Annotated in this window: 10 protein-coding genes; 9 read left to right on the top strand and 1 reads right to left on the bottom strand. The window is 69.8% G+C overall.

What is annotated here, in order from left to right:
• Nucleotides 1-5 precede the first annotated feature (5 nt).
• The 8 genes from pglW to DQE82_RS01850 all read left to right on the top strand — a co-directional run bounded on the left by pglW (nucleotide 6) and on the right by DQE82_RS01850 (nucleotide 20,566).
• On the top strand, nucleotides 6-4,115 hold the full coding sequence (gene pglW, locus DQE82_RS01885) for a BREX system serine/threonine kinase PglW (protein WP_113971845.1): 4,110 nt from the start codon (nucleotides 6-8) through the stop codon (nucleotides 4,113-4,115).
• Complete coding sequence (pglX, locus tag DQE82_RS01880; protein ID WP_113971844.1) at nucleotides 4,112-7,642, top strand: BREX-2 system adenine-specific DNA-methyltransferase PglX; 3,531 nt, start codon at nucleotides 4,112-4,114, stop codon at nucleotides 7,640-7,642. The genes pglW and pglX overlap by 4 nt, the downstream gene beginning before the upstream one ends.
• A 13-nt stretch (nucleotides 7,643-7,655) precedes the next feature.
• Nucleotides 7,656-8,921: a PIN-like domain-containing protein gene (locus tag DQE82_RS01875; RefSeq protein WP_147265113.1), complete on the top strand. Its 1,266-nt coding sequence runs from the start codon at nucleotides 7,656-7,658 to the stop codon at nucleotides 8,919-8,921.
• Between the two features lie 2 nt (nucleotides 8,922-8,923).
• Nucleotides 8,924-10,396 (top strand): HNH endonuclease, encoded by a 1,473-nt coding sequence (locus DQE82_RS30750; RefSeq protein WP_199495908.1) that lies wholly within the window; start codon nucleotides 8,924-8,926, stop codon nucleotides 10,394-10,396.
• 228 nt (nucleotides 10,397-10,624) lie between these two features.
• Nucleotides 10,625-14,413, top strand: coding sequence for a phage resistance protein (locus DQE82_RS01865; protein WP_043326008.1), 3,789 nt, complete (start codon nucleotides 10,625-10,627; stop codon nucleotides 14,411-14,413).
• The gene (pglZ, locus tag DQE82_RS01860) at nucleotides 14,410-17,154 is read left to right on the top strand and encodes a BREX-2 system phosphatase PglZ (protein ID WP_113971842.1); all 2,745 of its coding nucleotides are present in this window, start codon (nucleotides 14,410-14,412) and stop codon (nucleotides 17,152-17,154) included. Before DQE82_RS01865 ends, pglZ begins: the two co-directional genes overlap by 4 nt.
• Nucleotides 17,151-18,452 carry a BREX system ATP-binding protein BrxD gene (brxD, locus tag DQE82_RS01855; protein WP_043326004.1) on the top strand — a complete coding sequence of 434 codons (1,302 nt, stop codon included), beginning with the start codon at nucleotides 17,151-17,153 and terminating at the stop codon, nucleotides 18,450-18,452. Before pglZ ends, brxD begins: the two co-directional genes overlap by 4 nt.
• A complete protein-coding gene (locus DQE82_RS01850; protein WP_113971841.1) occupies nucleotides 18,449-20,566 on the top strand; it encodes a DEAD/DEAH box helicase in 2,118 nt (705 codons plus the stop codon). The genes brxD and DQE82_RS01850 overlap by 4 nt, the downstream gene beginning before the upstream one ends.
• A 50-nt stretch (nucleotides 20,567-20,616) precedes the next feature.
• On the opposite strand, the gene ilvD is transcribed toward DQE82_RS01850, so the two are convergent.
• Nucleotides 20,617-22,464, bottom strand: a complete 1,848-nt coding sequence (ilvD, locus tag DQE82_RS01845) for a dihydroxy-acid dehydratase (protein ID WP_083296934.1) — start codon at nucleotides 22,462-22,464, stop codon at nucleotides 20,617-20,619.
• 110 nt (nucleotides 22,465-22,574) lie between these two features.
• Between ilvD and DQE82_RS01840 the strand changes: the two genes are divergently transcribed.
• Entirely contained in the window at nucleotides 22,575-25,022 is a 2,448-nt protein-coding gene (locus DQE82_RS01840) for a bifunctional diguanylate cyclase/phosphodiesterase (RefSeq protein ID WP_113971840.1), read from the top strand.
• The last annotated feature ends 117 nt before the right edge of the window (nucleotides 25,023-25,139 follow it).

Raw genomic sequence — 25,139 nt, 5'->3', positions numbered from 1 at the left:
GCGTCATGCGTGAGGACTCGCCGCGCTGGCAACAGATCAATCCCACTGCCTACCTGCATGAACAGGACGGCCTTCGGGAGTTGGCTTCGTATCTGCCGGACGCCGAGCCGTATCACGTCTGGGCCAACGTCGAGTTCGTCGGCACCGATGGCTCCATCAACGAGATCGACGCCCTGGTGCTCACCCGCAGTGGCCTCTACGTGCTCGAACTCAAGCACTGGCAGGGCCGGATCTCGGGCGACGGCCAGCGGTGGCGGCATGGCCGATCCCACGTGGACAGTCCACTGATCTTGACCAACCGCAAAGCCAAGCGGCTGCGCAGCGTCATCGGCCAGTACGCCCCGCCCGGCGCCCGGATCCCCTTCGTGAACGCGGCAGTCTTCCTGCACGCCCGCAACATGCGCTGCGAGCTGGACGACATCGGGCGTCAACACGTCTACGGGCTGGACGACAACAACAGCCAACTGCCCAGCCTCAAGCAGATGCTGCTGGCGCCGCCGGCGGATTCTCGCCATCTCGTCGACGCGGTACGTGCCCGGCAGATCGTCGAGCTGGTACGCGGCGCCAAGATCCGGCCGTCGGTGGCCGAGCGGCGGGTCAACCAGCTCATGCTGCACCAGCGGCCCTTCGCCGAGGGCATCGGCTGGCAGGACTTCCTCGCCGACCACACCGTGGACACCTCGCTGCTACGGCGGGTGCGGTTCTACCTGACCAGCCGCGCGGCGGAGGAGGACGTGCCCGCCATCCGGCGGGCCGCCGAACGCGAGTTCCGCCTATTACAGGGCATCCACCATCCGGGCATCGCCCGCGCGCTGGACCTGGTCGACCACCCCTGGGGGCCGGCGGTGGTTTTCGACCACCGGCCCGAGTGGCAGCGACTCGACCAGTGGCTGGCCGAGCGGGACGGCCGGCTCCAACTGGCCCAGCGACTGCAACTGGTGCAGGATCTCGCCGAGATTGTGGGGCACGCCCACTCGCGTCGGCTGTCACACCGTTCGCTGAATCCCCGCGCGGTCTACGTGTGTGACCCGGACAGCGCCCGTCCCACCTTGGTGGTCACCGACTGGCAGACCGGTGGGCGGCTGCCCGGCACTCGGATGACTTCCCTCGGCTCGCCCACGGACCCGGCCTCGCTGGAGCTCTTCTTCGACGACTCGGTCCGGCGCTACCAGGCACCTGAGGCAGCAACCCTGGACGACCTGCCAGGCCATCAGCTCGACATGTTCTCGCTCGGGGCGCTGGCGTACCGGATCTTCACGGGCGTGGAGCCGGCGGCGTCGGCGGAGGAACTTGTCGCGGCGGTGGCCGGCGGTGGACTGCGGCTGGACGCGGTCGCCGACGGCATGCCCAAGGCGCTTGTCGAAATCGTCTACGACGCCACCCAAGGCGACCCGGGGTCGCGGATGCGGCGGGTCACTGACTTTCTCGCCGGCCTGGAACTGGTCTGGGAGGAACTGACCGCGCCCGAGCCGGAGCCGGTGGTGGATCCGTTGCGCGCCCACCGCGGTGACGTACTCGACGGCGGGCTGACGGTGCTCGGTCGGCTGGGCAGCGGCTCCACGGCGGTCGCCCTGCTGGTGACCGAGGACGCCGGGTCGGACCGGCGGCCGGTGGTGCTGAAGGTCGCCCGGGACGAGCAGTACGCGGAGCGCTTCGCGGCCGAGGCCCGCGCCGTGGACAAGCTGCGGGACTCGCGAGTTGCCGCGCTGGTGCGTGGCCCGGTCAAGGTCGGCGGCCGGACCGCGCTGCTGCTGGAGAACGCCGGTGAACGCACGCTGGCCGAGGACCTGCGCGGCGGTCGACTGGCGCTGGACCTGCTGGAGCGGTACGGCCGGGACCTGCTGGAGATCGTTGCCTTCCTGGACGGGCAGGGCGTGTGGCACCGGGACATCAAACCGGCGAACCTGGCATCCCGCCCCCGTCCGAAGGACAAGCAACCGCACCTGTGCATCTTCGACTTCTCGCTGGCTGCGGTCCCGGCCGACCAGCTCACCGCCGGCACCACCGCCTACCTCGACCCGTTCCTCGGCCCGCCGCGCCGGCTGCGTTACGACGCCGCCGCCGAGCGGTTCGCCGTCGCCGTGACGCTCTACGAGATGGCCACCGGGACGCTGCCCCGCTGGGGCAACGGCGCGAACCCGGCCGCGATCAGCGACGAGGTGACCCTCGATCCGGCGGCGTTCGACCCCTCGGTCGCGGACCGTCTGGTCGCCTACTTCGCCAAGGCACTGGCCCGGGACACGGCGGATCGATTCGACACCCTCGACGAAATGACCGACGCGTGGCGGGCGGTGTTCCGGGAGATCCCCGAACCGACGCCGCCCACCGACGACACCGGTGGGCCGGCGCCACTGAGCCGGGACTCGTCGCTGGAAGCGGCCGAGTTGACCGCCCGCGCCCGGTCGGCCCTGGAACGCCTCGGCATCGGTACCGTCGGGGAACTGCTGGACGCCGAGCCGTCCGCGCTGACCCGCGCCCGGGGCGTGCCGGACGCCACCCGCAAGGAGATCCTGGCCCGCAGCCGGGAACTGCGCGACCTGCTCGCCACCGACGCGCCGCCGTCTCCCGCCAGCCCGGACGCGCAGCACGTCGAGGCGCTCTGTGCCACGTTGCTCCCGCCCGAGACCGGTCGGACCTCGTGGCACCGCACGGCCGTGCAGGTGCTCCTCGGGCAGGCCGCCGACGAGAAGGGTCACTACCTGCGCTGGCCGTCCCAGGCGGACGTGGCGCGGGTCGTCGGCAAGCAACAGCCGCAGATCTCCATCCTGCTGCGGCGGGTCCTCACCCGCGACTGGCAGCCCAACCCGGCCCTCGGCCTGATCGGCGACGAGATCGTGGCGTTGCTGGACGCGCGGGGTGGGGTGGCCTCCAGCGAGGAGATCGCCGAGGCGTTGAACGTCACCCGCGGCTCCTACACGGCCGAGCCGAAGCGCACCGCGCAGGCCATCGGCCTGGTGCGCGCCGCGGTGGAGACCGAGCTGGCCCGGGGCGGCGACGCGCGGCTGGCGATGCAGCGACTGCGCGGCGGCGACACCGTCCTGATCGGCCGGGAGCCGGACGACCCCGGCACCGAGCGCACGGCCGACGACCTGCTCGGATACGTGACCCGTCTGGGCCGCCGGGCGGCGGCCCTGGCCGGCGCGGACCCGTTGCCCAGCCGCAGCCGTGCGGTGGAGGAGCTGCGTGCGCTGGAGACGCCGCCGGCCGGGATGCCGCCGCTGAACGAGGCCCGGCTGCTCCAGCTCGCCGCCGCCGGTAGCGGCGGCGAGGCCGCCGTCAACGCGCAGGGCCAGCTCTACCCGGCGGAACGGATGACCGCCGAGCGTGCGCTCCGTCTGGCCGCCGGCGCGCTCGTGGGTCAGAAGCTCGACCCCGAGACGGTACGCGCCAGAGTGCGCGCCCGGTTCCCCCGCGCCCAGGAACTACCGGCACGGCCGAAGCTGGACGAACTTCTGCGGGAGATCCCGCTGTTCTGGGACGCGAGTACCGGCCGTTACGTCCCGCCGGACCGCACCTCGTCGCTGACCGGCACCCGCTCGGTCAGCACAGTTGGGCCGATCCTGACGCCGGGCGCCGCCGCCCGGGCCCGGCGGCGGCTCGCCGAGGTGATCGACCGGCGCGGCTTCCTGGTGGTGCTGACGTCGATCCGGCGACCGGGCCGCGCCCGCCAGGCCCTGCTGGACCGCTACGACCTCACCGAGGTCGACGTGACCGCGGTCATGTTGGAGCGGCTCCGTGCGCTCGGCTTTCCCTGGGAGACGATCGTCGCCGCCGATACCGGCTCGCCGACGGACGCTGATTTTCGCTCCCTTGTGGAGCTCTTCCAGCACGAGGTGATGCCGGCGGTCCAGACCGCGCTAGCCGAGACCGAGCGGCCAGTGCTGATCACGGAGGCCGCGCCGCTAGCCCGCTACCAGCAGTTGCAGCTGGTCCAGGAACTGGCCGACCCGACCCGTCCCCGTCCGGCCGCCCGGTTACTGCTGGTGCCGGTGCGCCGCACCGAGCCGGTGCTGCTCGACGGGCAACAACTACCCCTCACCTCGCCATCCAGCCAGTCGCTGTGGTTGCCGGACGAGTGGGACACCCCCATTTTGGAGAGGACCGCCCCCCGATGATTCCGCTGAAGGCGTTGCAAACCCAGGTCACCGCCCTCACCGACGACCTGCGTGGGCGGGTCACCGCGGACTCCGAACTGGAGTCGTCGCTGCGCAAGGAACACGCCCAGGCGACCGAGGCCCGGCGTACGGCGGGGACGTTCGAGACCTGGCTGGAAGACGTCCTAGACCAGGCGGCGGTGGCCTGGGTGCTCGGTTGCGTGTTCGTCCGCTTCTGCGAGGACAACGAACTGGTCGAGCCGCTCTGGCTCGGCGGCCCGGAGCCGGTTGCGCCGGTCGGCCGGGCCATGCAGCACCGCCAGCAGCACCTGATCGACAACCCCCGGCACAACGACCGGCACTGGCTGCGCGAGGCGTTCACCTACCTGCGCGGGCTGCGCGCCACCGGCAAGATCTTCGACGAGCACAACCCGGTGTGGCGGTTCGACATCTCCGGCCGGGCGGCGGAGAAGCTGTCAGAGTTCTTCCGGCGCGGGCCGGGTCTGGTATCGCTACGCGTCGACGACCTGAACACGCGCTTCCTCGGCGACCTCTACCAGGACCTGTCGACGCACGCGAAGAAGACGTACGCGCTGTTGCAGACCCCGGAGTTCGTCGAGGAGTTCATCCTCGACCGCACGTTCGAGCCGGCGGTGCGCGAATTTGGCTTACCGGAGACGTCGGTCATCGATCCGACCTGCGGCTCGGGGCACTTCCTGCTGGGCGCGTTCGGTCGGCTGGTGCGCAAATGGCGAGAGCGCGAGCCCGCCACCGATATCCGAGTGCTGGTGGAGCGGGCGCTCGGCCAGGTCACCGGGGTGGACATCAACCCGTTCGCGGTGGCGATCGCCCGGTTCCGGCTGCTGATCGCCGCGATGAAGGAGTGCGACCTGCGGTCGCTGGAACGCACGCCGTCCTGGCCGGTCCGGGTGGCGACCGGTGACTCCCTCTTGCAGTGGGGGCGCAAGTCGCGACACCAGGGCGATCTGATCGCGATGTTGGAGGGGCAGAACGCCTTCGCGTACGCGACCGAGGACGCCGACGTACTCAGCGACTACCTGCGCGAGGGGCAGTACACGGTGGTGGTCGGCAACCCGCCGTACATCACCGTAAAGGACAAGGCGCTCAACGATCGTTACCGTAAGGAATATTCGTCCGTCTGCCATCGGCAGTATGCGCTTACGGTGCCGTTTGCCAAGCGATTCTTTGATCTGGCTAAGCGATCGGATGAGCATGGCGAAAGTGCTGGCCTTGTCGGGCAAATCACTGGCAACGCCTTTATGAAGCGTGAATTTGGCAAGAAACTGATTCAGGACTACTTCGCGCACAAGGTCGAGCTGACTGAGGTGATCGACACTGCTGGTGCCTATATCCCCGGACACGGTACACCCACTGTCATCCTCATTGGGCGCGCGAAGGATCGCCGCCCTAGGCAGAAGATCATGGCGGTTCTAGGGGTTCGTGGAGAACCGTCGCAGCCTGCCAATCCGGCTGAGGGTCAAGTTTGGTCTGCGATTAAAGCAGGAGTGATTGACGGGGAGCGAAACTCCGATTGGGTAACGGTTGTCGACTTAATGCGGAGTCAACTCGCATCCCATCCTTGGAGTCTCAGTGGCGGTGGTGCAGCTGAGCTTATGGAATTGCTGCGTCGGTGTGCGGAATCCCCGCTCGGAGAAGCCGTTGAGGAGATTGGCTTCGGGGCTGTCACGCGAGAAGACAGTGCTTACATGGTGGGCGCTGGATTTCTGCGTCGTCGATCAGTCCCTCCGGAGTTGCGACGGGCGATCGTCGAAGGTGACGTGACACGTGACTGGAGAATCGAGGACCCGGTCACCTCAATCTGGCCCTATGATGAGACTTCGCTCTCGCCGAAGATGCATTCGTCGCTGCATCAGGTTCTATGGCCGCTCCGTCGAATCCTCGTTGATAGAGTGGCTTATGGTCAGAGTCAGCTTCAGCGAGGGCTCTCATGGTTTGAGTACTCCATGTTCTTTAAGGCTCGCTTCCGCAACCCTAAATCAATCCCATTCGCATTTGTGGCGACGCATAATCATTTCGTCTTGGATCGAGGTGGGAGGGTATTCAAGCAGTCGGCGCCGGTGATCAAGCTGCCGGAGGGGGCGACGGAAAACGATCACCTGCGGCTGCTCGGGGTGTTGAACAGCTCCACCGCCTGCTTCTGGCTCAAGCAGGTCAGCTACCCGAAAGGCGGCGACCCGATAGGGGGTGATGGAGCAAGGGTGAGCGCCGAGCCGTGGTCCGATCGCTACGAGTTCACTGGCACGAAGCTTCACGAGTTTCCGCTGCCTACGGCGTACCCGTTGGAGCGGGCCAGCCTGCTCGACTCGCTGGCGCAGCGGCTTTCCAGCCTTACCCCGACAGCGGTCGCGGAGTCTGGGGTGCCGACCCGTGAGCGGCTGGCTGCGGCGCACGTCGACTACGAGGAGACCCGAGCCCGAATGATCGCCTTGCAGGAGGAGTTGGACTGGGAGGTCTACCGGCTCTATCGGCTGCGCGACGACGACCTGACCTGTGCCGAGCCACCACGCCTCGCGTTCGGGGAGCGGGCGTTCGAGATCGTGCTGGCGCGACGGATGGCGGCCGGCGAGGTGGAGACTCAGTGGTTTGCGCGGCACGGGTCGACGCCGATCACGGAGCTGCCGGCGCACTGGCCGGACGACTACCGGGCGTTGGTGCAGCGGCGGATCGAGGCGATCGAATCGGACCGGAACATCGCGCTGATCGAACGGCCGGAGTGCAAGCGGCGGTGGGCCACCGAGGGCTGGGACACCATGCAGGCCAAGGCGCTGCGTGACTGGCTACTTGACCGGCTGGAGGCACCCGAGATCTGGGGTGACCGGCCGATACCGCAGTCGGTGGCGCAGCTCGCGGACCGGGTACGCCACGACGACGACTTCCGCGCGGTGCTGGAGTTGTGGACCGGCCGCGACGACTACGACCTGACGAAGACGCTGGCGAAGCTGGTCGCCGACGAATACGTACCCTTCCTGCCTTCCTACCGCTACAAGCCGTCCGGCTTGCGCAAGCGCGCGCAGTGGGAGCGGACCTGGACACAGCAGCGGCTGGAGGACGCGGGCGAGGACGTGGACATCAAGGTGCCGCCGAAGTACACGTCGGCGGACTTCGCCAAGCCGTCCTACTGGCGAGCGCGCGGCAAGCTCGACGTGCCGAAGGAGCGCTTCATCTCGTACCCGAAGGCGGGACGCGACGGTGACGGTACGGAACTGCTCGGCTGGGCGGGGTGGGACCACCTTGCGCAGGCCCAGGCGCTGGCGACCGTATACCTGGATCGCAAGCTGCAGGCTGCATGGCCGGCGGAACGCCTGCTGCCGTTGCTGGCGGGCATCGCGGAGCTGGAGCCGTGGCTGCACCAGTGGCACACCGAGGAGCGGCCCGACTTCCCCGGCATCCCGGCCCAGTTCTTCACCGACCTCATCGACACCGAACTATCCCAGCTCGACGCTGACCGGGCAGCTCTCCTGGCGTTGCGAGGGCTTGGTGGCCATGCCGGCAACCGCGGCGAGTAGCAGGAGCGGGAACATGAGTGACCAGGCAAGTCTGGGCGGTCTGTACGACGGCTTCGAGGGCTACCGCAATGTGGAGCGAGCGGGCCTCGATCAGGTGCTCCGAACAGGCATCGTCGCGCTGGACACCAATCTGCTGCTGGACCTCTACCGCTACTCCAAGAACGCCCGTATGCAGGTCCTCTCGGCGCTGGAGGCGGTGGCACCCGCGCTGTTCATGCCCGCGCAGGTGCAGAAGGAGTTCTGGCGCAACCGGGACGACGTGATCCGGCGGGTGATCGCCACCAACTCATTCGCCGGACTGCAGGAAGCCAGGAAGAAGGCTCTCGCCGAGGTCGACTCGTGGGCTGCCCGCACAACGCCCGGCGCCGAAGCGGACGAGCAGCGGGTACTGCTCGACAAGGCATTCGCCGAGGTGATCGGCTGGGTGAAGCGTGGCGGGAGCGGACTCAACCTGCGGGCGGCGCTTCGTGACGTCGCCGAAGACCCTGTCCTCGGCAAACTCCGCGAACTCTTCGAGCACCGCGTCGGCCGGCCGTTCCCTTCCGAGCGCCTGGTCGAGTTGATCGCCGTCGGGCGACAGCGCTTCGCGCGCCGGATGCCGCCCGGATACATGGACGCGGACAAGCCGGAGCAGCAGGAGGAGGGGACCGGTGACTTCCTCCTCTGGGAACAGCTCATCCAGCACGCGGCGGTGCAGAGGAAGGACCTGCTCTTCGTCACCCGGGACCGCAAGGAGGACTGGTGGCGGCTCGACGCGGCCAGAGAGCCGATCGGGCCGCGCGTGGAGTTGATCAACGAGATGTCCGAACGGGCAGGCGTGGGCTTCTTCATGGCCGTGCCCGAGGACTTCCTGGCGGCGGCGTCCGCCGCGTTCGACGTCGATGTCAGTGAGAGTACGCTCGATACCACCGAACGGCTTGCCGAGGGGCCGGAGCAGGATGGGCCACGACCCTGGACCCGGGCTCAGTTCGAGATCCTGATGTCCCGGCTCGAGGAGTCCGGCTACCCGCTGCGGGCGGCCGTGCTTCGGGAGGCAGCCCAGGATCCGAGGGGCTTTCTGCCGAGAAAACGGGTCTACGAACTCGGTGAGTACCCCGAGGGACGTCTGCTGGTCGGTTTCACCCGGCCCGTCATCGGGGCCACGCGAGACCTGGTCGCCACCGGCGGTCTGCCCGAGGGCCTCGAGCCGGCGCTGCGGGCGCGCTATGTGCGCAGCGGAAAGGCGGACGGTTTCGTGGTGCCGCGCTCGATCGTCGACAACCCGGGCGATGGAGAGTAGCCGTGCGGGACCGTGAACGACGTGATGCCGGATACCGACCGCAACTGGTGTTGCAACTGCGGGGCGGCGCAAGGGTGCGCGGCCCGGAGCACTACCAACACTCCATCATTCGAGGCGTACGGCTCGCCGAGATTGCGGCGGAACTGGGGCCCGAACTGCCGGCACTGCAGCGGCTCTATCCGGACGGCGTCGCTCGCCTATGGGGGTCGACGCCGACCCAGCAGGTCAACAACCCCAAGGCGCGTGCGCTCCGTGAGCGCAATGCCGGCGACCACGTGCTGTTCTACGCCGACAAGGTCTTCTACGCCCGCGCCCGCATCCTGCACCTCTTTCGAAGTCAGGCCGTCGCGAAGCGGGTGTGGCAGACCGACGACGAGGGCCAGACCTGGGAACACATCATGGCGCTGGGGGCGATCGAACAGCTCGCTCATGCCTTGCCGGCCGAGCCCGTACTGCGTCAACTCGGACTCCCTTTTCCGCTGCGGAGTCTCACGCTTGTCGACGCTGACGGATACGACTCGATCCTGCCCTTCCTCCCGAATGTGCCCGGCATCGGCTCGTCGCACGGTCGGACCGCGCGAAAGCGGATGGGCCGTAAGCAGTTCTTCCGTGTGCTGCGGCAGGTGCTCGACGAGAGCAGCGACGGCTCGGCGCCCGGCATACCGCTGGCGATGCTGTGGGCGATCGGGCGGACGGCTGCCGCTGCGGAGCCGAGCAGCCACGCGGACACCCTCACGTCCCTGGAAGCGTTCCTCGCACGTCACGGCGGCGCGGACAAGCAATCGCTGCTGCCCTTGATCGACAGCGGGCTGTGGGAACACAAGCAGGCACAGGAATGGGAGATCGACCGCTCCGGCTTCCACGGTGGTCGGGCATCGAGCGCTCCGGACGCCGCCACATCTGACTTGTCGGCAGACGTCGCCGGGCTGCTGGCCGACGTCGACATGCGGGGGCGCGCCGTGGCGATGCTGTCCCGGACGCTGACCTCCAACGTCGACCGCGCCGCGGTGCTGGCTCAGGTAGGGCTCGCGGGCTACGACTCCGCAGCCGGCACGCTCGAACCGAACCTCTTCGCGCCCACCGGCTCGGGTAATCCGGCGGAGAGACAGCTCGTCACGATCGACCGCATCGTCCGCAGCAGCCGGCATGCGAAAGCCGTGAAGCAGCTCCATGGCCATCGGTGCCAGATTTGCGGAGTCCGGCTGGAGACCCGGGACGGCTACTACAGCGAGGCGGCGCACATCCGTGGGTTGGGCAAGCCGCACGACGGTACGGACGACCTGAGCAACCTGCTCTGCCTCTGCCCCAACCACCACACCCAGTTCGACTTCTTTGCCCTCTACATTGATGAGAAGTTCACGGTGCGACGGACGAGTGACGACTCGCGGATCAGTGAGCTACGTCGGCACCCGCAGCATCACATAGACCAAGCTCATCTCCGGCATCATCGCCGATTCTGTGGCCTCCCAAAGTGACGTCCCAGGCGCAGGCGACTGTCCGGAATCCGACTTACTTTCATCTACTGATGGTCCGGTACGACGCATGCTGATCTGCGGTTCCTCCCACGATCGGTGGAGGGCGGGTTCGACGGATCACGACGAATTCCCCCATCCAGCATGGACAGCGTCCAATCGGGGCGCTGCCAAGCAATCAGGTCGATGGGTAGCGTGTCGGGCACCGTGGGGAGGCTTGGAGGAGCACCTGTGACGCTGCTGCGCGACCTGATCGACATTCCGACGTCCGTCGGCGAAGGCGACTTCGTGGTGAAGGCGGCTGAGGGCGCCGACCTTCACCGGTACGTCGTCACCGACCAGCTTCGCGACAACTTCGCTACCGCGTTGCAGCGGATCGGCCACGCGGTCACGACCGGTCGCTCCCAGGCCATGTTCCTGCACGGCTCGTTCGGTTCCGGCAAGTCGCACTTCATGGCCGTGCTGCGGGAGATCCTGGCGCACAACCCCGACGCCCGGAAGATCAAAGGGCTGGAGGGTCCGGTGGTCGCGGCCGATTCCTGGCTCCCCGGCCGGAAGTTCCTCACGCTGACGCTGCACATGCTCGACGCGCGCTCGGTCGAGCAGGCGATTCTCGAGGGCTACCTGCGCCAGATCACCGCCGCGCACCCGGACGCACCGGTACCTGCCGTACACCGGTCGGATGCGTTGTTGGACAACGCAGCGGGCCTGCGGCGGACGCTGGGCGACGACAAGTTCTTCGCCGCGCTGCGCGGTGGCGCCGCCGTGCCGGGCGCGGGCGGTCTCGGCCTGGCCGCGATGCGGGCTCAGGCCGAGGGCTGGACCCCGCAGCGGTACGCGGAGGCAGCCGCTCAGCCACCCGGCACGAAGGACCGCGACGCGCTCGTGAGTGCGCTCACCCAGACGTTCTTCAGCGGAGCGGTGCACAGCGCCGAATATCTCGACCTGGACAGCGGCCTCGCGGTCATCACCCGGCATGCCAAGTCCCTCGGGTACGACGGGATCGTGCTCTTCCTCGACGAGTTGATCCTCTGGCTGTCCGGCCGCATCGCCGACTACACGTTCGTCAACACCGAGGGAGCCAAGCTCAACAAGCTGGTCGAGTCCGCAGACGCGGCCCGGCCGCTGCCGCTGATCTCCTTCGTTGCCCGGCAGCGCAACCTGGAGGAGTTCCTCGGCCCGCAGGTCGGCGGCACCGAGCGGGAAGCACTGGCACACGTGATGCGCAGCGTCCAGGGCCGGCTCGGGGAGATCGTCCTCGCCGACACGAACCTGCCGGAGATCACCGAGAAGCGCCTGCTGCACCCCAACGACGAGGCGGCGCGGGCGGTCATCGACAATGCGTTCGCCGCCGTCCGGCACAACCGCGAGGTGTGGGACATCCTGCTGCTCGGCGCACAGTACGGCGACGCCGGCATCGGGTCCGACGCCACCGCCTTCCGCCAGCTCTACCCGTTCTCGCCGGCTCTGGTCGCCACCCTGGTCGCGCTGTCGCAGGCGTTGCAGCGTGAGCGCACCGCGCTGAAGGTGATGACCGAGCTGCTGGTCGAGCGGCGGGACACGCTGAAGGTCAACGACCTGATCGGGGTCGCCGCGCTCTTCGACCCGCTGGTGCTGCACGGCGAACTGCCCGATCGGCCGAAGCTACGTCAGCAGTTCGACGCCGCCCGCAACCTCTATCTGCGTAAGCTGCGGCCGCTACTGCTCACCCTCAACGGCATCGACGAAGAACGGGCAGCGACACACACCCAGTTCCAGCTCGACGACAAGCTGGTCAAGACCGTCCTGCTCGGCGCGTTGGTGCCCGAGGTGCCGGCGCTGCACAACCTGACCGCGGCCAAGCTGCACGCGCTCAACTTCGGATCAATCGCCTCGCCGATCCCCGGTTACGAGAACACCATGGTGCTCACCCGGCTGCGAAAGATCTCGCAGGACGCCGGCGAGCTGCACCTCACCGACGACCACGACCCGGTCGTGTCGCTCAAGCTGCACACCGTCGACTTCGACAAGCTGCTGGACCTGGTGCCGCACAACGAGACCTCGGCGGGCGTACGGCAGCAGTTGCTCCGCGAGCTGATCAGTGCGGAGATGGGCCTGACCGGCACCGAGGGGAGCCACGGCGAGTTGCAGCACCCCCGCGAGTGGCGGGGGCGGCGGCACGTCGTACAGGTCAAGTTCGGCAACGTCCGCGACCCGCTCACCATGCCGGTCGCCGCCCTGATCGCTCCTGGCGAGTCCTGGCGGATCGTCATCGACTATCCGTTCGATCCGCAGGACTTTCCCCGGAACGCGGACCGAGCTCGGATCGACGAGCTGCCCCGGGGTTCCAACACCGTGTTCTGGCTGCCGCTGTACCTGACCGACGACATGATGAGCCGGGTCGCCCAGCTCGCGAAAATCAACTACCTGCTCGGCGTGGGCGGCGCGGGGGAGCGGCTCAACACACTTGCCGCCGACTGGCCCCAGGCCGACCGGCAGCAGGGCCGGGTCTACCTGCTGCAGCGCCAGACCCAGCTCCGCGACGGCCTGATCACCGCGCTCAAGCAGGCGTACGGGGCCGCGAGTCCGCAACCCTCCGACGTGCACCCGGACAGCGTCGGCGTGCTGCACACCCTGGCCGATGGGCTGCGCATCGGCGACCCGAGAGGCGGCACGCTCGCCGACGCGTTCCGCAACCTCACCGGCGAGCTGCTGGACTGGTCGTACCCGGGCAGCCCGGCGCTGCCCGTCGACGAGAAGCCTTTGGCTCGTGCCGACCTGGCGAAGGTGTTCGAGTACGCCAAGAGGGCGGCGGCGGACCCCACCCACGGCGTCTCCATCGACTCCCCGGCCGACCAGAAGACGCTGCGCCGAATCTGCAACCCGCTGCAGCTCGGTGAGGTGGTCGACCACCGTTACGTTCTCGACATCAGCACCTGCTTCTGGAGCCGGCACCTGCTGCAGGAGGCGGCCCGGCAGGACTACCGGGACCGCTGGCCGGTACACGCGCTGCGCAAGCTGCTCGACCTGCCCAAGGCCCGCGGCTTCGATCGCGAGCTGCAGAATCTGATCATTGCGGTCTTCGCGTTCGAGCAGCAGCTCAGCTGGTACGACACCGGGGGCAAGATCAGCGTAGCGGCGGTCAACGGCGTGGAGGACCGTTTCGAGCTGCGCCACCCGCCGATGCCGGACGACGAGACCTGGAAGGCGGCGGTGAGTTTCGGCCAGCCCTTCTTCGGCGAGGTGCTGCCTCGGTTTCGCAACCCTGCCAACCTCGGCACTCTGGCCGGCACCATGCGTCAGGTCGCCACCCGGTATGCACGGCCCGCCGGTCAGCTCGTGGAGAAGCTGGAGTCGAACGCGACGCGTCTCGGACTCGACCCGCTCGCCGAGTGCGGTCGCCTGGCCACCGCACGGCGGGTCGCGCAGCTACTCACCGAGGTCGCCCAGGAACCCGACGACGTGGTGCTCGTCGCCGTGGTTGCCGAGGGCGAGCGGCGCCTCGGCGGTGTGGACGGCCACGCCGCGAGCCAGGTGTTCAAGCGGGCGCAGGAACTCACCGACGCGCTGACCGACGCGCAGTGGTCGGTGATCGACGCGATCAGCCGGCTGTCAGCGGCGCAGGACGACCCGCGCGCCCGAAGCATCATGGACCAGTTGCACGCCGCGGGGCGTGACGAGCAGCACGGTACGGATCTGGCCGAGGCGGTGCGACGAGCTGTCGAAGCGTCGGTCGAGATGCTCGCGGCACAGCGACCGGTGACCCCGCCGCCCCCGCCCCCTCCGGGGAAGGGCGTCGCACGAGGGAACCATGACCCGGTCGTCGATTCAGGGCCGGACGTCGTCCAGCCGTTGATCCCCCGACAGCGAGGGAACGGCAGCAACACGCCCGTCGAGCCGACACCGGCGGTCCCCGGGGAGACGACAGTCCACGACCTGGATGCGCTGGAGGAAGTTGTCCTTGGGATTCGAGCGGTGGTTTCCGCCGGACGTCCGGTTTCGATCGTCTGGCGGGTCGTCCTTCCGGAGCAGCAGGTATGAGCGTGCCAAGGGCCGCCGTCCGTCCGGCTGCGGTGCGGCGAAAGGTGGAGGCGTGGCTCGCCGAGCGGGACGACGCCGACGCCATCGTGCTGCTGGCCCGGCCGTACTGGACCGATGAGCCCGTGCTGACCGTGGGTGGCAGAACCGTGCGGGTGGTGCCCTGCCCGACGCCTCTGGCGGCGCGTGCTGCCCTGGCGGACCGGTCGGCGCAGGAGAAGCTCGTCCTGCTCACCGACCTCACCGACAGCGAGCTGGGTGACGGGCTGCTGGCGCACGTCAGCCTTCAGACCGGACGCAGCGTGGATCCCTGGGACCTGGTCAGCCAGGCGTTCGGTGGCCAGGTGCGACCGGACTCGACGCTGGTGCGCATCGGTCGCTGGGTTGCCGACGCGCTCACCGAACTGGCGCCGGCCGAGGGCTGGCCGCCGCCGACGGGAACCATCCTGACCCGCGACCACGCGTTGAGGCACCTCGCCGGGACGGTACTCGGACTCGAACCCGACGGGCTGGACGCCGCGGGACTGCTGCACTGGAGCACCGACGCTGCGGCGCAGATGCGCCTCAGCGAACTGCCGGCCGAATGGATCGACGGGCTCGGCACGTTCATGGTCGACGTTGCCGGTCCGGTCGCCGTACCGGTGCTGGCGGCCGTGCGCGCCGGGCAAGGGGTCGATGCCATCCCGCTGGGCCTGCTGACCGGCGTGCTCTGGCCGCGTGACTCCGCGCAGGCGTCGGATGTCGAACTCGCGGTGGCCCGGACCCGGCTGGAGCCGCGTTTCGCCGGTACCCGGCTCACCGAAACGCAGGCATGGGCGTTCACCGATGCCGCCGAGGCGTGGATCTACCGGGCTCTCGACGACGAGGCGGTCCGGCACGACGCGCACCGGCTGCTGCGCCGGGCCGAGGAGGTCGCCGGGGAGATCGGAGTGGCCGGCCGGCTCGCCGCTTCCGCCCTGTTGCCGGCCGGCTTCACCCAGCGGATGCGCGCCTTCGGCGCCGCGGTACGGCTGGCACTGCCGGTTGCCGGAGGTGCCGCGCCCGCCGCTGACCTGATCGAACGGGCGCAGGATCGGCTGGCCGAGGTGGAAGCCCACCGGTCGGCGGACCGGGCACGGGTGGAGACCGCCCGGATGGCGGTTCGGCTCCTGCGCTGGTTGGCCACACCCGATCAGGCGTCGCCCGCCACCATGCTCGACGCCGTGCACCGGCAGATCCGCGAGGACGGCTGGGTCGACCGGGCACGGCTTGACGTGTTCGACGGTGACGTGGATCAGCAGGTTGCCGAGGCGTACCGGATCCTGCACCAGGCAGTACACGCCCGCAGGTCCCGTCACGACCGTGAGTTTGCCGAGCTGTTGCAGGACACCACCGGCGCGGAGCGTGACCCCGGTGCCCTGTTGCGCGTGGAGGACCTGCTGGACCGAGTGGTCCAGCCGATCCTGGACCACGGCCGGCGCGTTCTGCTGCTGCTTCTCGACGGTATGGGAGCGGCGGCGGGTATCGAGATCGCCGAGTCACTGGGGCGTAGCGGCGCCTGGACCGAACTCACCCCGCACGGCGGGCAGCGCACCGGCGTCCTCGCCGCGCTGCCGACGGTCACCGCCGTCAACCGGTGCAGCCTGTTCAGCGGCATGATCAGGGTCGGTGACCGCAACGACGAGGTGAAGGGCTTCGCGGCCCGGTTCCCGGACGGGGTGCTGCTGCACAAGGCCGATTTGCGTACGTCGGCCGGTGTCGCCGTCGACCGTGAGGTCGCCGCGGCGATCGAGAATCCGGCGGTGCCACTGGTCGCCGCCGTCATCAACACCATCGACGATGCGCTCGACCGCAGCGACCCGGGTACCGTCGAGTGGAGCGCTGACACGGTCAGAGGACTGCGTGACCTGATTGCTGTCGCCCAGGACCGGGTAGTGGTGCTGGTTTCCGACCACGGGCACGTCGTCGACCGCGGCTCCGAGGCCCTGCTGTGCCGGTCGGAGAGCAGTGAGAACCGATGGCGTCCCGCCACTGGCGAGCCGGCCGACGGTGAGCTGCGCTTCCGCGGCAGCCGGGTGGCGCTCGGTGGGGGCGACCTGATTCTGCCCTGGAGGGAGGAACTGCGGTACGGCCCCCGCAAGGCCGGCTACCACGGGGGCGCGAGCCCGGCCGAGGCGGTCATCCCACTGCTGCTCTTCGCCTCCGGTGACGATGAGGCCGTCCCCGGATGGTCGGGAGCGCCGGTCGCCAGCCCGGACTGGTGGCGGGAACCGGTTCGGCAGACCGCACCCGAGGAGCAGCCCGCACTGCCCGTCCCTCGCACGGCGGCGGCCCGTCCGACCCGCCGTCCCCGTGCGGCGGTTCAGGACGAGAGCCTGTTCGATGTGCCGCCCCAGGCGCCGGTGGCGGCGGTCCTGCCCCCGCCCGCCGGTCCGCCGGCCCCGATCGACCCATCGTCCGCGCTCGTCGAGGCGCTGCTCGCCAGCCCGGTCTACGCCGACCGGCGGGGAAGTCGGGCACCCGTCCCCGACGAGCGGGTGGCTGCGATGGTCACCGCGCTGCTCGCCGGCAACGGCCGAGCGACGCTGGAGACGCTTGCCACCCGGGCGGAGGTGCCGGTGCACCGCATCTCCGCCACCTTCACCGCGCTCCGGCGGCTGTTGCAGGTCGAGGGCTATCCGGTGCTCAGCCTTGACCCGGACGGACGGACCGCGAAACTGGATATCCCCCTGATGATCGAGCAGTTTGTGCTGGGGCCCTCATGACGGTCGAGGTCAGCGCCCGCCGCCGACGGGACATCATCGACGCGCTGCGCCGGGGCGTAGTGCCGGCCAATGGCCTGGACGCGCTCGCGGTCGGTCTGGACCGGTTCACGGCAGCCCTCGACGAGGACCTGGACCGGGTGGCCGGTGCGGGCAGCGTGTTCAAGGCGGTCCGCGGTGAGTACGGGGCCGGGAAGACCTTCTTCACCCGGTGGCTCGGCGAACGGGCGAAACGGCGCGGCTTCGCGGTGGCCGAAGTGCAGATCTCCGAACTCGAGACGCCGCTGCACCGGATGGAGACGGTCTACCGGCGACTCGTCGAGCAGTTGTCCACCGAACAGTTCACACCGAGCGCGCTGCGGCCCGTACTCGACAACTGGATCTTCGCCTTGGAGGAAGATGTCTTGGCGGCCGGCACGGCTACCGAGGCGGACGCCGAAGCGCTCGACCGCGCGGTAGGTGCGCTGCTCGAAAGCCGCTTGGCGGACATCTCGCGGAGCACCCCCGCGTTCGCGGCGGCACTGCGCGGCTACCGCACCGCGCTCGCGGACGGCGACGATGTCACTGCGGGTGGTCTCGCCGCCTGGTTGGGCGGCCAGCCGCACGTCGCTGCGGCCACCCGGCGAGTCGCTGGGGTGAAGGGCGATCTTGACCACTTCGGTGCGCTCAACTTCCTACGCGGCCTGCTGGCCGTGCTGCGCGACAGCGGCCACCCTGGTCTGCTTCTGGTACTCGATGAGGTCGAGACGCTGCAGCGGGTTCGCGCGGATGCACGGGACAAGGCACTCAACGCCTTGCGGCAACTCGTCGACGACATCTACGCTGGCCGATTCCCCGGGCTCTTCCTGATGATCACTGGCACACCGGCGTTTTTTGACGGCCCGCAGGGCGTCCAGCGGCTCGCCCCGCTTGCTCAACGACTCGCCACCGACTTCGGCCCGGAACACCGTTGGGACAATCCCCGCGCCACGCAGCTCCGGCTCCCCGGCTTCACCGAGGACTCCCTGGTTCACCTCGGCGTGCGAGTGCGGGACATCTACGGTGGTGATCGGGTTTCCGCGCGCGTCGACGATGATTACCTCGGCGAACTTGCCCGCGCGGTAGCCGGACGGCTGGGTGGCCAGGTCGGGGTGGCACCCCGGGTCTATCTCAAGAAGCTCGTCGCGGACGTCTTCGACCGCGTCGACCAGTTCCCCGACTGGGACCCGCGCCAGCACTACGGACTGACCCTGCGGCCCGATGAGTTGACCGACGTCGAGCGGAACGTGGTCGCGGCCGACGACGTCGAGCTGTCGATGTGAGCGAGGGCGTCCCGCTGGACCCGGTGCTGTTGCATCACGTGGTCAACAGCCTCGGCTGGCCGGACCTACGTCCGCTGCAGCGTGCCGCCCTCGCGCCGGTGGCGCGCGGCGACGACGCGCTGCTGCTCGCCGCGACGGCCGGAGGCAAGACCGAAGCTGCGATCTTCCCGCTGCTCACCCGCATGGCGGGCGAGCGTTGGAGCGGCACCTCGCTGCTCTACCTGTGCCCACTGAAAGCGCTGCTCAACAACCTGCATCCGCGACTGGAACGGTACGCCGGTTGGCTGGGGCGCACCGTTGCACTCTGGCACGGTGATGTGAGCGCGACGGCTCGTCGCCGAGCATTGTGGCAACACCCTGACATTCTGCTGACCACACCCGAATCGATCGAGTCCATGCTGGTCAGCGCTAACGTGGACCACAGGCTCTTCCTGACCGGGGTGCGTGCGGTGGTGGTGGACGAGGTGCATGCCTTCGCCGGCGACGACCGTGGCTGGCACCTGCTGGCACTGCTCGAAAGACTGGTGCGGGTGACCGGCCGGCCTCTGCAGCGGGTCGGACTCTCCGCCACCGTGGGCAACCCGGAACAGCTTCTCACCTGGCTGCAGGGGTCGGGAGCGGGCAGCCGTCCGGGCACCGTCGTCGCCCCCGGCCAGGTCACCGACGTTCGTCCCGTTGGTGGGCCTCCACCAGGTGAGGTCGAACTCGACTACGTGGGATCGCTGGCCAACGCGGCCGTTGTCATCGCCGCCCTGCACCGGGGGGAGAAGCGGCTGGTCTTCTGCGAGTCCCGGCAGACGGTCGAGGAACTGGCACAGCTGCTCCGCGAGCGCGGCGTCACCACCTTCCTGTCCCACGCCTCGCTCTCACTCGACGAGCGACGCCGGGCAGAGCACGCATTCGCCGAGGCCCGGGATTGTGTCATCGTGTCCACCAGCACGCTGGAACTCGGTATCGACGTGGGTGACCTGGATCGGGTGATCCAGATCGACTCTCCGACGACCGTCGCGTCATTCCTGCAGCGGCTCGGTCGCAGTGGGCGCAGACCGGGCAGTTCGCGCAACTGCCTCTTCCTCTGCCGCAGCGCGATGGAGCTGACCAGGGCCGCCGCTCTGCTGTCGCTGTGGGGCGAAGGCTGGGTGGAGCCCGTCCTCCCCCCGCCTGAACCTCGCCATATCGTCGCCCAGCAGATGCTCGCGCTCTGTCTGCAGGAAGGCCGCGTCGGAGACCGGCTCTGGGCGCAGGCGTGGAACGGCTTGCCCCCGTTCGACCGGAGCGCCGAGCCGGTCATGCGCCATCTGACGGACCAGGGCTACCTCGACAGCGACGGCGGGCTGCTGTTCATCGGCCTGCAGGCAGAACAGCGGTTCGGCCGGCGGCACTTCATGGAGCTGACCGCTGTATTCACCGGTCCGCCGGAGTTCACCGTCCTGCACGGGCGGCAGGAGCTGGGGCGAATCGACCCGAGCCTGCTCACCGAGGAGGTGCGGGGAGACCGCCGACTGCTGCTGGGCGGCCGGAGCTGGCGGGTCAACTACGTCGACTGGCGACGGCGGCGCTGCTTCGTGGAACCCGCGGACGGCGGCGGCCGGGCCCGGTGGACGTCGCAGGGTTGGCTCGGGTCGAGCTTTCCGGTGACTCAAGCCATGCGGCAGGTACTGCTCGGGAAGGACCCGCCGGTGCGATTGACCACGCGGGCGTCGAACCGGCTCGCGGCGATCCGTGAGGAGCGTTCGTCCCAAGTACACCCAGGCGGCACCTGTGTGGTGCGTTCTCGCGGAGATCTGCACTGGTGGACCTGGGCGGGTCTACGGGGCAACGCTACGCTGGCCGCCACGCTCAGTGAGGTGGTCGACCCCTCGCAGCGTTTCGACGACTGTGCCATCCGCCTCCGCCGGGATGTGACAAGGGCCCAGTGGCGAGCCCTGGTGACCGACGCCGGTCAGCGGTTGTGTCTTCCCGACATCGACAGGCGGGCTGTCGCCGGCCTCAAATTCGGCGCAGCCCTACCCGAGCGGCTCGCCGTCGCGACCTTGGCGGCACGCCTCGCCGACCTGGATGCGGCGGCAGCCGTACTGGCCGAACCGGTTCGCTTCACGGACGTCGGGTGTTAATAAGGGCCCCCTCCTCTACCGGAGGCGTTAAGAAGGGGCCCTTCCTTACATCACTCCGGGACGCGGCGGTAGGCGCCGTCGCTGGCCGAGGTCGCCATCGAGGCGTACGCGCGCAGCGCCGCCGACACCGGACGCTGCCGGTCGACCGGGGTGTACGGGCGGTCCCGCTTCTCCTCGGCCACCCGGCGCGCCTCCAGCTCGTCGGCGGGCACGTTCAGCTCGATCGACCGGCCCGGGATGTCGATGACGATCTCGTCGCCGTCGCGGACCAGCGCGATCAGCCCACCGGAGGCGGCCTCCGGGGAGACGTGCCCGATGGACAGGCCGGAGGTGCCGCCGGAGAACCGGCCGTCGGTGAGCAGCGCGCAGGAGCGGCCCAGCCCCCGGCCCTTGAGGAACGAGGTCGGGTAGAGCATCTCCTGCATGCCGGGGCCTCCCTTCGGGCCCTCGTACCGGATCACCACGACGTCTCCGGCGACGATCTCCTTGGCGAGGATCGCGGTCACCGCGTCGTCCTGCGACTCGTAGACCTTGGCCGGGCCGCGGAACGTCAGGCACTCCTCGGGCACGCCGGCGGTCTTCACCACGCAGCCGGCCGGCGCGAGGTTGCCGTGCAGGATGGCCAGGCCGCCGTCCGCGCTGTAGGCGTGCTCCCGGTCCCGGATGCAGCCTCCGGCCGCGTCGGTGTCCAGCGACGACCAGCGGTTGGTGGTGGAGAATGGCTCGGTGGTGCGCACGCCGCCCGGGGCGGCGTGGAACAGTTCGATCGCCTCTCGCGTGGCCGCGCCGCCGCGCACGTCCCAGTCGGCCAGCCACTTGTCGAGGCCGGGGGAGTGCACCGCGCGCACGTCTCGGTGCAGCAGCCCGGCGCGGTCCAGCTCACCGAGGATGGCCGGGATGCCGCCGGCCCGGTGCACGTCCTCCATGTGGTAGTTCGGCGAGTTCGGGGCGACCTTGGCCAGGCACGGCACCCGGCGGGAGATCGCGTCGATGTCGGCGACGCCGAAGTCCAGCTCGGCCTCGCGGGCGGCGGCGAGCAGGTGCAGCACCGTGTTCGTGGAGCCGCCCATGGCCACGTCGAGGGCGATCGCGTTCTCGAACGCCTCCCGGCCGGCGATCGAGCGCGGCAGCACCGAGGCGTCGTCGTTCTCGTACCACTGCTTGGCGATCTCCACGATCGTGCGCCCGGCCTCGACGAACAGCGACCGGCGCGCGGCGTGGGTGGCGAGCGTCGAGCCGTTGCCTGGTAGCGCGAGGCCGATCGCCTCGGTGAGGCAGTTCATCGAGTTGGCGGTGAACATGCCGGAGCAGGACCCGCAGGTCGGGCAGGCGGAGCGCTCGATCTCGCCGAGCTGGTCGTCGGTGACCGCCTCGTTCGAGGAGGCGATCATGGCGTCGATCAGGTCGATCTTGGAGTGCACGACGCCCTCGATCGCCACCGTCTTGCCGGCCTCCATCGGGCCGCCGGAGACGAAGACGGTGGGGATGTTGAGCCGCAGCGCGGCGAGCAGCATGCCCGGGGTGATCTTGTCGCAGTTGGAGATGCAGACCAGGGCGTCCGCGCAGTGCGCGTTGACCATGTACTCGACCGCGTCGGCGATCAGCTCCCGGCTGGGCAGGGAGTAGAGCATGCCGCCGTGGCCCATGGCGATGCCGTCGTCCACGGCGATGGTGTTGAACTCCCGCCCCACGCCGCCGGCCTCGGCCACCGCGTCGGCGACCAGGCCGCCGAGGTCCTTGAGGTGGACGTGACCGGGTACGAACTGGGTGAAACTGTTGGCGATGGCGACGATCGGCTTGCCGAAGTCGTCGTCGGTCATCCCGGTGGCCCGCCACAGGGCCCGGGCGCCGGCCATCGTCCGACCGTGGGTGGAGGTCCTCGACCGCAGCTCAGGCATGACAACCAGTCTGACACCATCCCGGCGGCGCGCCCCCGCCGCGCACCCTGTGTCCCAACAGTTGCACACCCGGTGCCCCACGGGGGGCGCTCATCCGGCACAGTTGACGCGTGCAGTCGTCCCCGGGGATGGTCACCGTCGCGGCGCTGAGCGGGATCGCCGCGGCCGCCGCCACGGTGCTGCTCGCCGCGTCCGCGCGGCGTCGCACCGGCCCTCGGCGGCAGGCCCACCTGCTGCTGGCCGTCGCCGCCGGGGCGGCCCTGCTCAGCCTGCTGGTCGGTCTCGGCGGTCTGCTCGCGGCCGGGGACCACTGGGCGCACCGGCAGGGCCAGCGGACCGGCTGGGCGGCAGTGGTCGCGGTGGGCACCACGCTCGCCGGGCTCGGCCTCGGCGCCGCCGTGCTCCGGCTGCCCGGCGCCGCCGCGACCCGCGCCGCCACCGCCCGGCTGCTGCTGGACGGCCTGATCATGGGCAGCGCGCTCTGGTTCGTCGGCTGGGTGGCGTTCAGCGAGCCGACCCGGCTGCTCGGTGACGCCACCCCGGTCGCCTGCCTGCCGATCGTGCTGGCCTCGATCATCGCGGCGCTGACCACCGGGCTGACCGTGATCCTGGTGCTGCGGGTCGCGCCGCCACGTGGGTGGCTGACCCTGCTCGGCGTCGGCGCGATAGCGGTCACCGCGGGCGGTCTGGGCGTCTCGGCCGGGCTCTGCCAGGCTGGTCCCGGCCTGGCGCTGACCGGCGCCGCGCTGACCGCCGCCGGCCTGCTCGCCACCGCCGTGGCCGGACGCCGGGCCGACCTGACGCAGCTCGACGTCGATCTCATCCGCCGCGACGGCGAGTACGCCTTCGTGCCGATGTTCGCCATCGCCGCCTCCGCGATGTACCACCTGGTGCAGGGTGGCGGGTTCGACGGGTACGCCATCGTGGCCGGCACGGTCGAGGGCTTCGCCCTGGTCACCCGGCAGTACCTGGCGCTCAACGACGTACGCGGCTACGCGGGCCGGCTGGCCGAGCGGGAGGCGCACTTCCGTGAGCTGGCGCACACCGACCCGCTCACCGGGCTGGCGAACCGGCGCGGGCTGCTGCGGGCCCTGCACCGCTGCGCCGAGTCGGGCGTGCCCTGCGTCCTGCTCGGGCTCGACCTGGACGGGTTCAAGAACGTCAACGACATGCGGGGCCACGACGTCGGCGACGCGGTGCTGATCGAGGTGGGGCGGCGGCTGCGGGGCAACCTGCGGCCGGGTGACCTGGCGGCCCGGCTCGGCGGCGACGAGTTCGCGGTGCTGATGCACGGGTCGGCCGATCCCGGCCCGGTGGCCGACCGGCTGCTCGGGGTGCTCGGCCGCCCGTACGAGCAGGGGGACGGTCCGGTCTTCCTGTCGGTGAGCATCGGCGTGGCGGCCGGGCACGGCGACGCGGACGTGGAGCTGCTGCTGCGCAACGCCGACCTGGCGCTGCGCTACGCCAAGCAGCGGGGCAAGAACCGGATCGAGCGCTACGACGCCACGTACGACCAGTTGCTGAGCCGGCGTACCCGGCTGGAGCACGAGCTGCGCGGCGCGATCGAGCGCGACGAGCTGCGGCTGGTCTTCCAGCCGGTGGCCTCGCTGCCGTCGGTGCGCCCGGTCGGCGCCGAGGCGCTGCTGCGCTGGCGGCACCCGGAGCTGGGCAACGTCCGGCCGGACGAGTTCATCCCGCTCGCCGAGGAGTGCGGGATGATCGCCAAGCTCGGCGCGTGGGTGCTGCACCAGGCCTGCTACCAGCTCTCCCGCTGGCTCGCCGACGGGCACGACGTGTGGGTGTCGGTGAACGTCTCACCGCGCGAGCTGCACGCGCCGGAGTACGTGGTCCAGGTCGCCGAGGCGCTGCGCGCGCACCACGTGCCGCCGCAGCGGCTGGTGCTGGAGGTGACCGAGCACGCGGTCGCCACCGACCTGGACGAGCTGATCCGGCGGCTCACCGCGCTGCGGCTGACCGGCGTCCGGATCGCGCTGGACGACTTCGGCGCCGGCTACTCGTCGCTCGGCCAGCTCCGGCGGCTGCCGATCGACATCCTCAAGATCGACCACAGTCTGGTCGCCGAGCACGAGCCGGTCCGGCCGGTCGGGCGGGACGGTCCGGCGTTCGCGCCGATGGTCGACATCGTCATGCGCCTGGGGCATCAGCTCGGCCTGGAGGTGATCGCCGAGGGCGTGACCAATCCGACCGAGCTGGCCGCGGTGGTGGCCGCCGGCTGCCGGTTCGGTCAGGGGGCGCTGTTCGGCTGGGGCGTGCCGGCCGAGCACCTGGAGGCGATGCTGGAGGCGGCGACCGCGCCCGGGAACCGGCACACCGCGATGCCGCAGACGCCACCCGCGCCGCCGGCGCACAGCCCGTCGCCGTTGCTGCCCCGGTTGCGCAACAACCCGCCCGCCACGGTGCCCGCGCAGCGTCCTCCGATGGAGGGATCTTCGCAGGTGGCGCCGGGGGTGGAGGGCATGCCGGGTACCGAAACGCCCACGTCCGTGAACCAAAATGTGGGATCAGTTGACTCATCGCGTGAGATGCGTCAGGCTTAGCCGCATGTCGTCGAACCGGTCGCCGCGAGTACTTACCTGAGCGCACTCTCCCACCGAGAGTGCGCTGGCCCCGTGCATCCTGCACGTGGGCTTTTTTGTTGCCGTCGGACCCATCGC

This window comes from Micromonospora sp. LHW51205 (assembly GCF_003315815.1).
Lineage (GTDB): Bacteria > Actinomycetota > Actinomycetes > Mycobacteriales > Micromonosporaceae > Micromonospora > Micromonospora chalcea.
This window is presented reverse-complemented; position numbering and strand designations above follow the sequence as displayed.

What these genes read in the sequence shown, in the direction of transcription:
- pglW (WP_113971845.1), top strand. Translation starts at nt 6, where the DNA reads ATGCGTGAGGACTCGCCGCGCTGGCAACAGATCAATCCCACTGCCTAC.
- pglX (WP_113971844.1), top strand. Translation starts at nt 4,112, where the DNA reads ATGATTCCGCTGAAGGCGTTGCAAACCCAGGTCACCGCCCTCACCGAC.
- DQE82_RS01875 (WP_147265113.1), top strand. Translation starts at nt 7,656, where the DNA reads ATGAGTGACCAGGCAAGTCTGGGCGGTCTGTACGACGGCTTCGAGGGC.
- pglZ (WP_113971842.1), top strand. Translation starts at nt 14,410, where the DNA reads ATGAGCGTGCCAAGGGCCGCCGTCCGTCCGGCTGCGGTGCGGCGAAAG.
- brxD (WP_043326004.1), top strand. Translation starts at nt 17,151, where the DNA reads ATGACGGTCGAGGTCAGCGCCCGCCGCCGACGGGACATCATCGACGCG.
- ilvD (WP_083296934.1), bottom strand. Translation starts at nt 22,464, where the DNA reads ATGCCTGAGCTGCGGTCGAGGACCTCCACCCACGGTCGGACGATGGCC.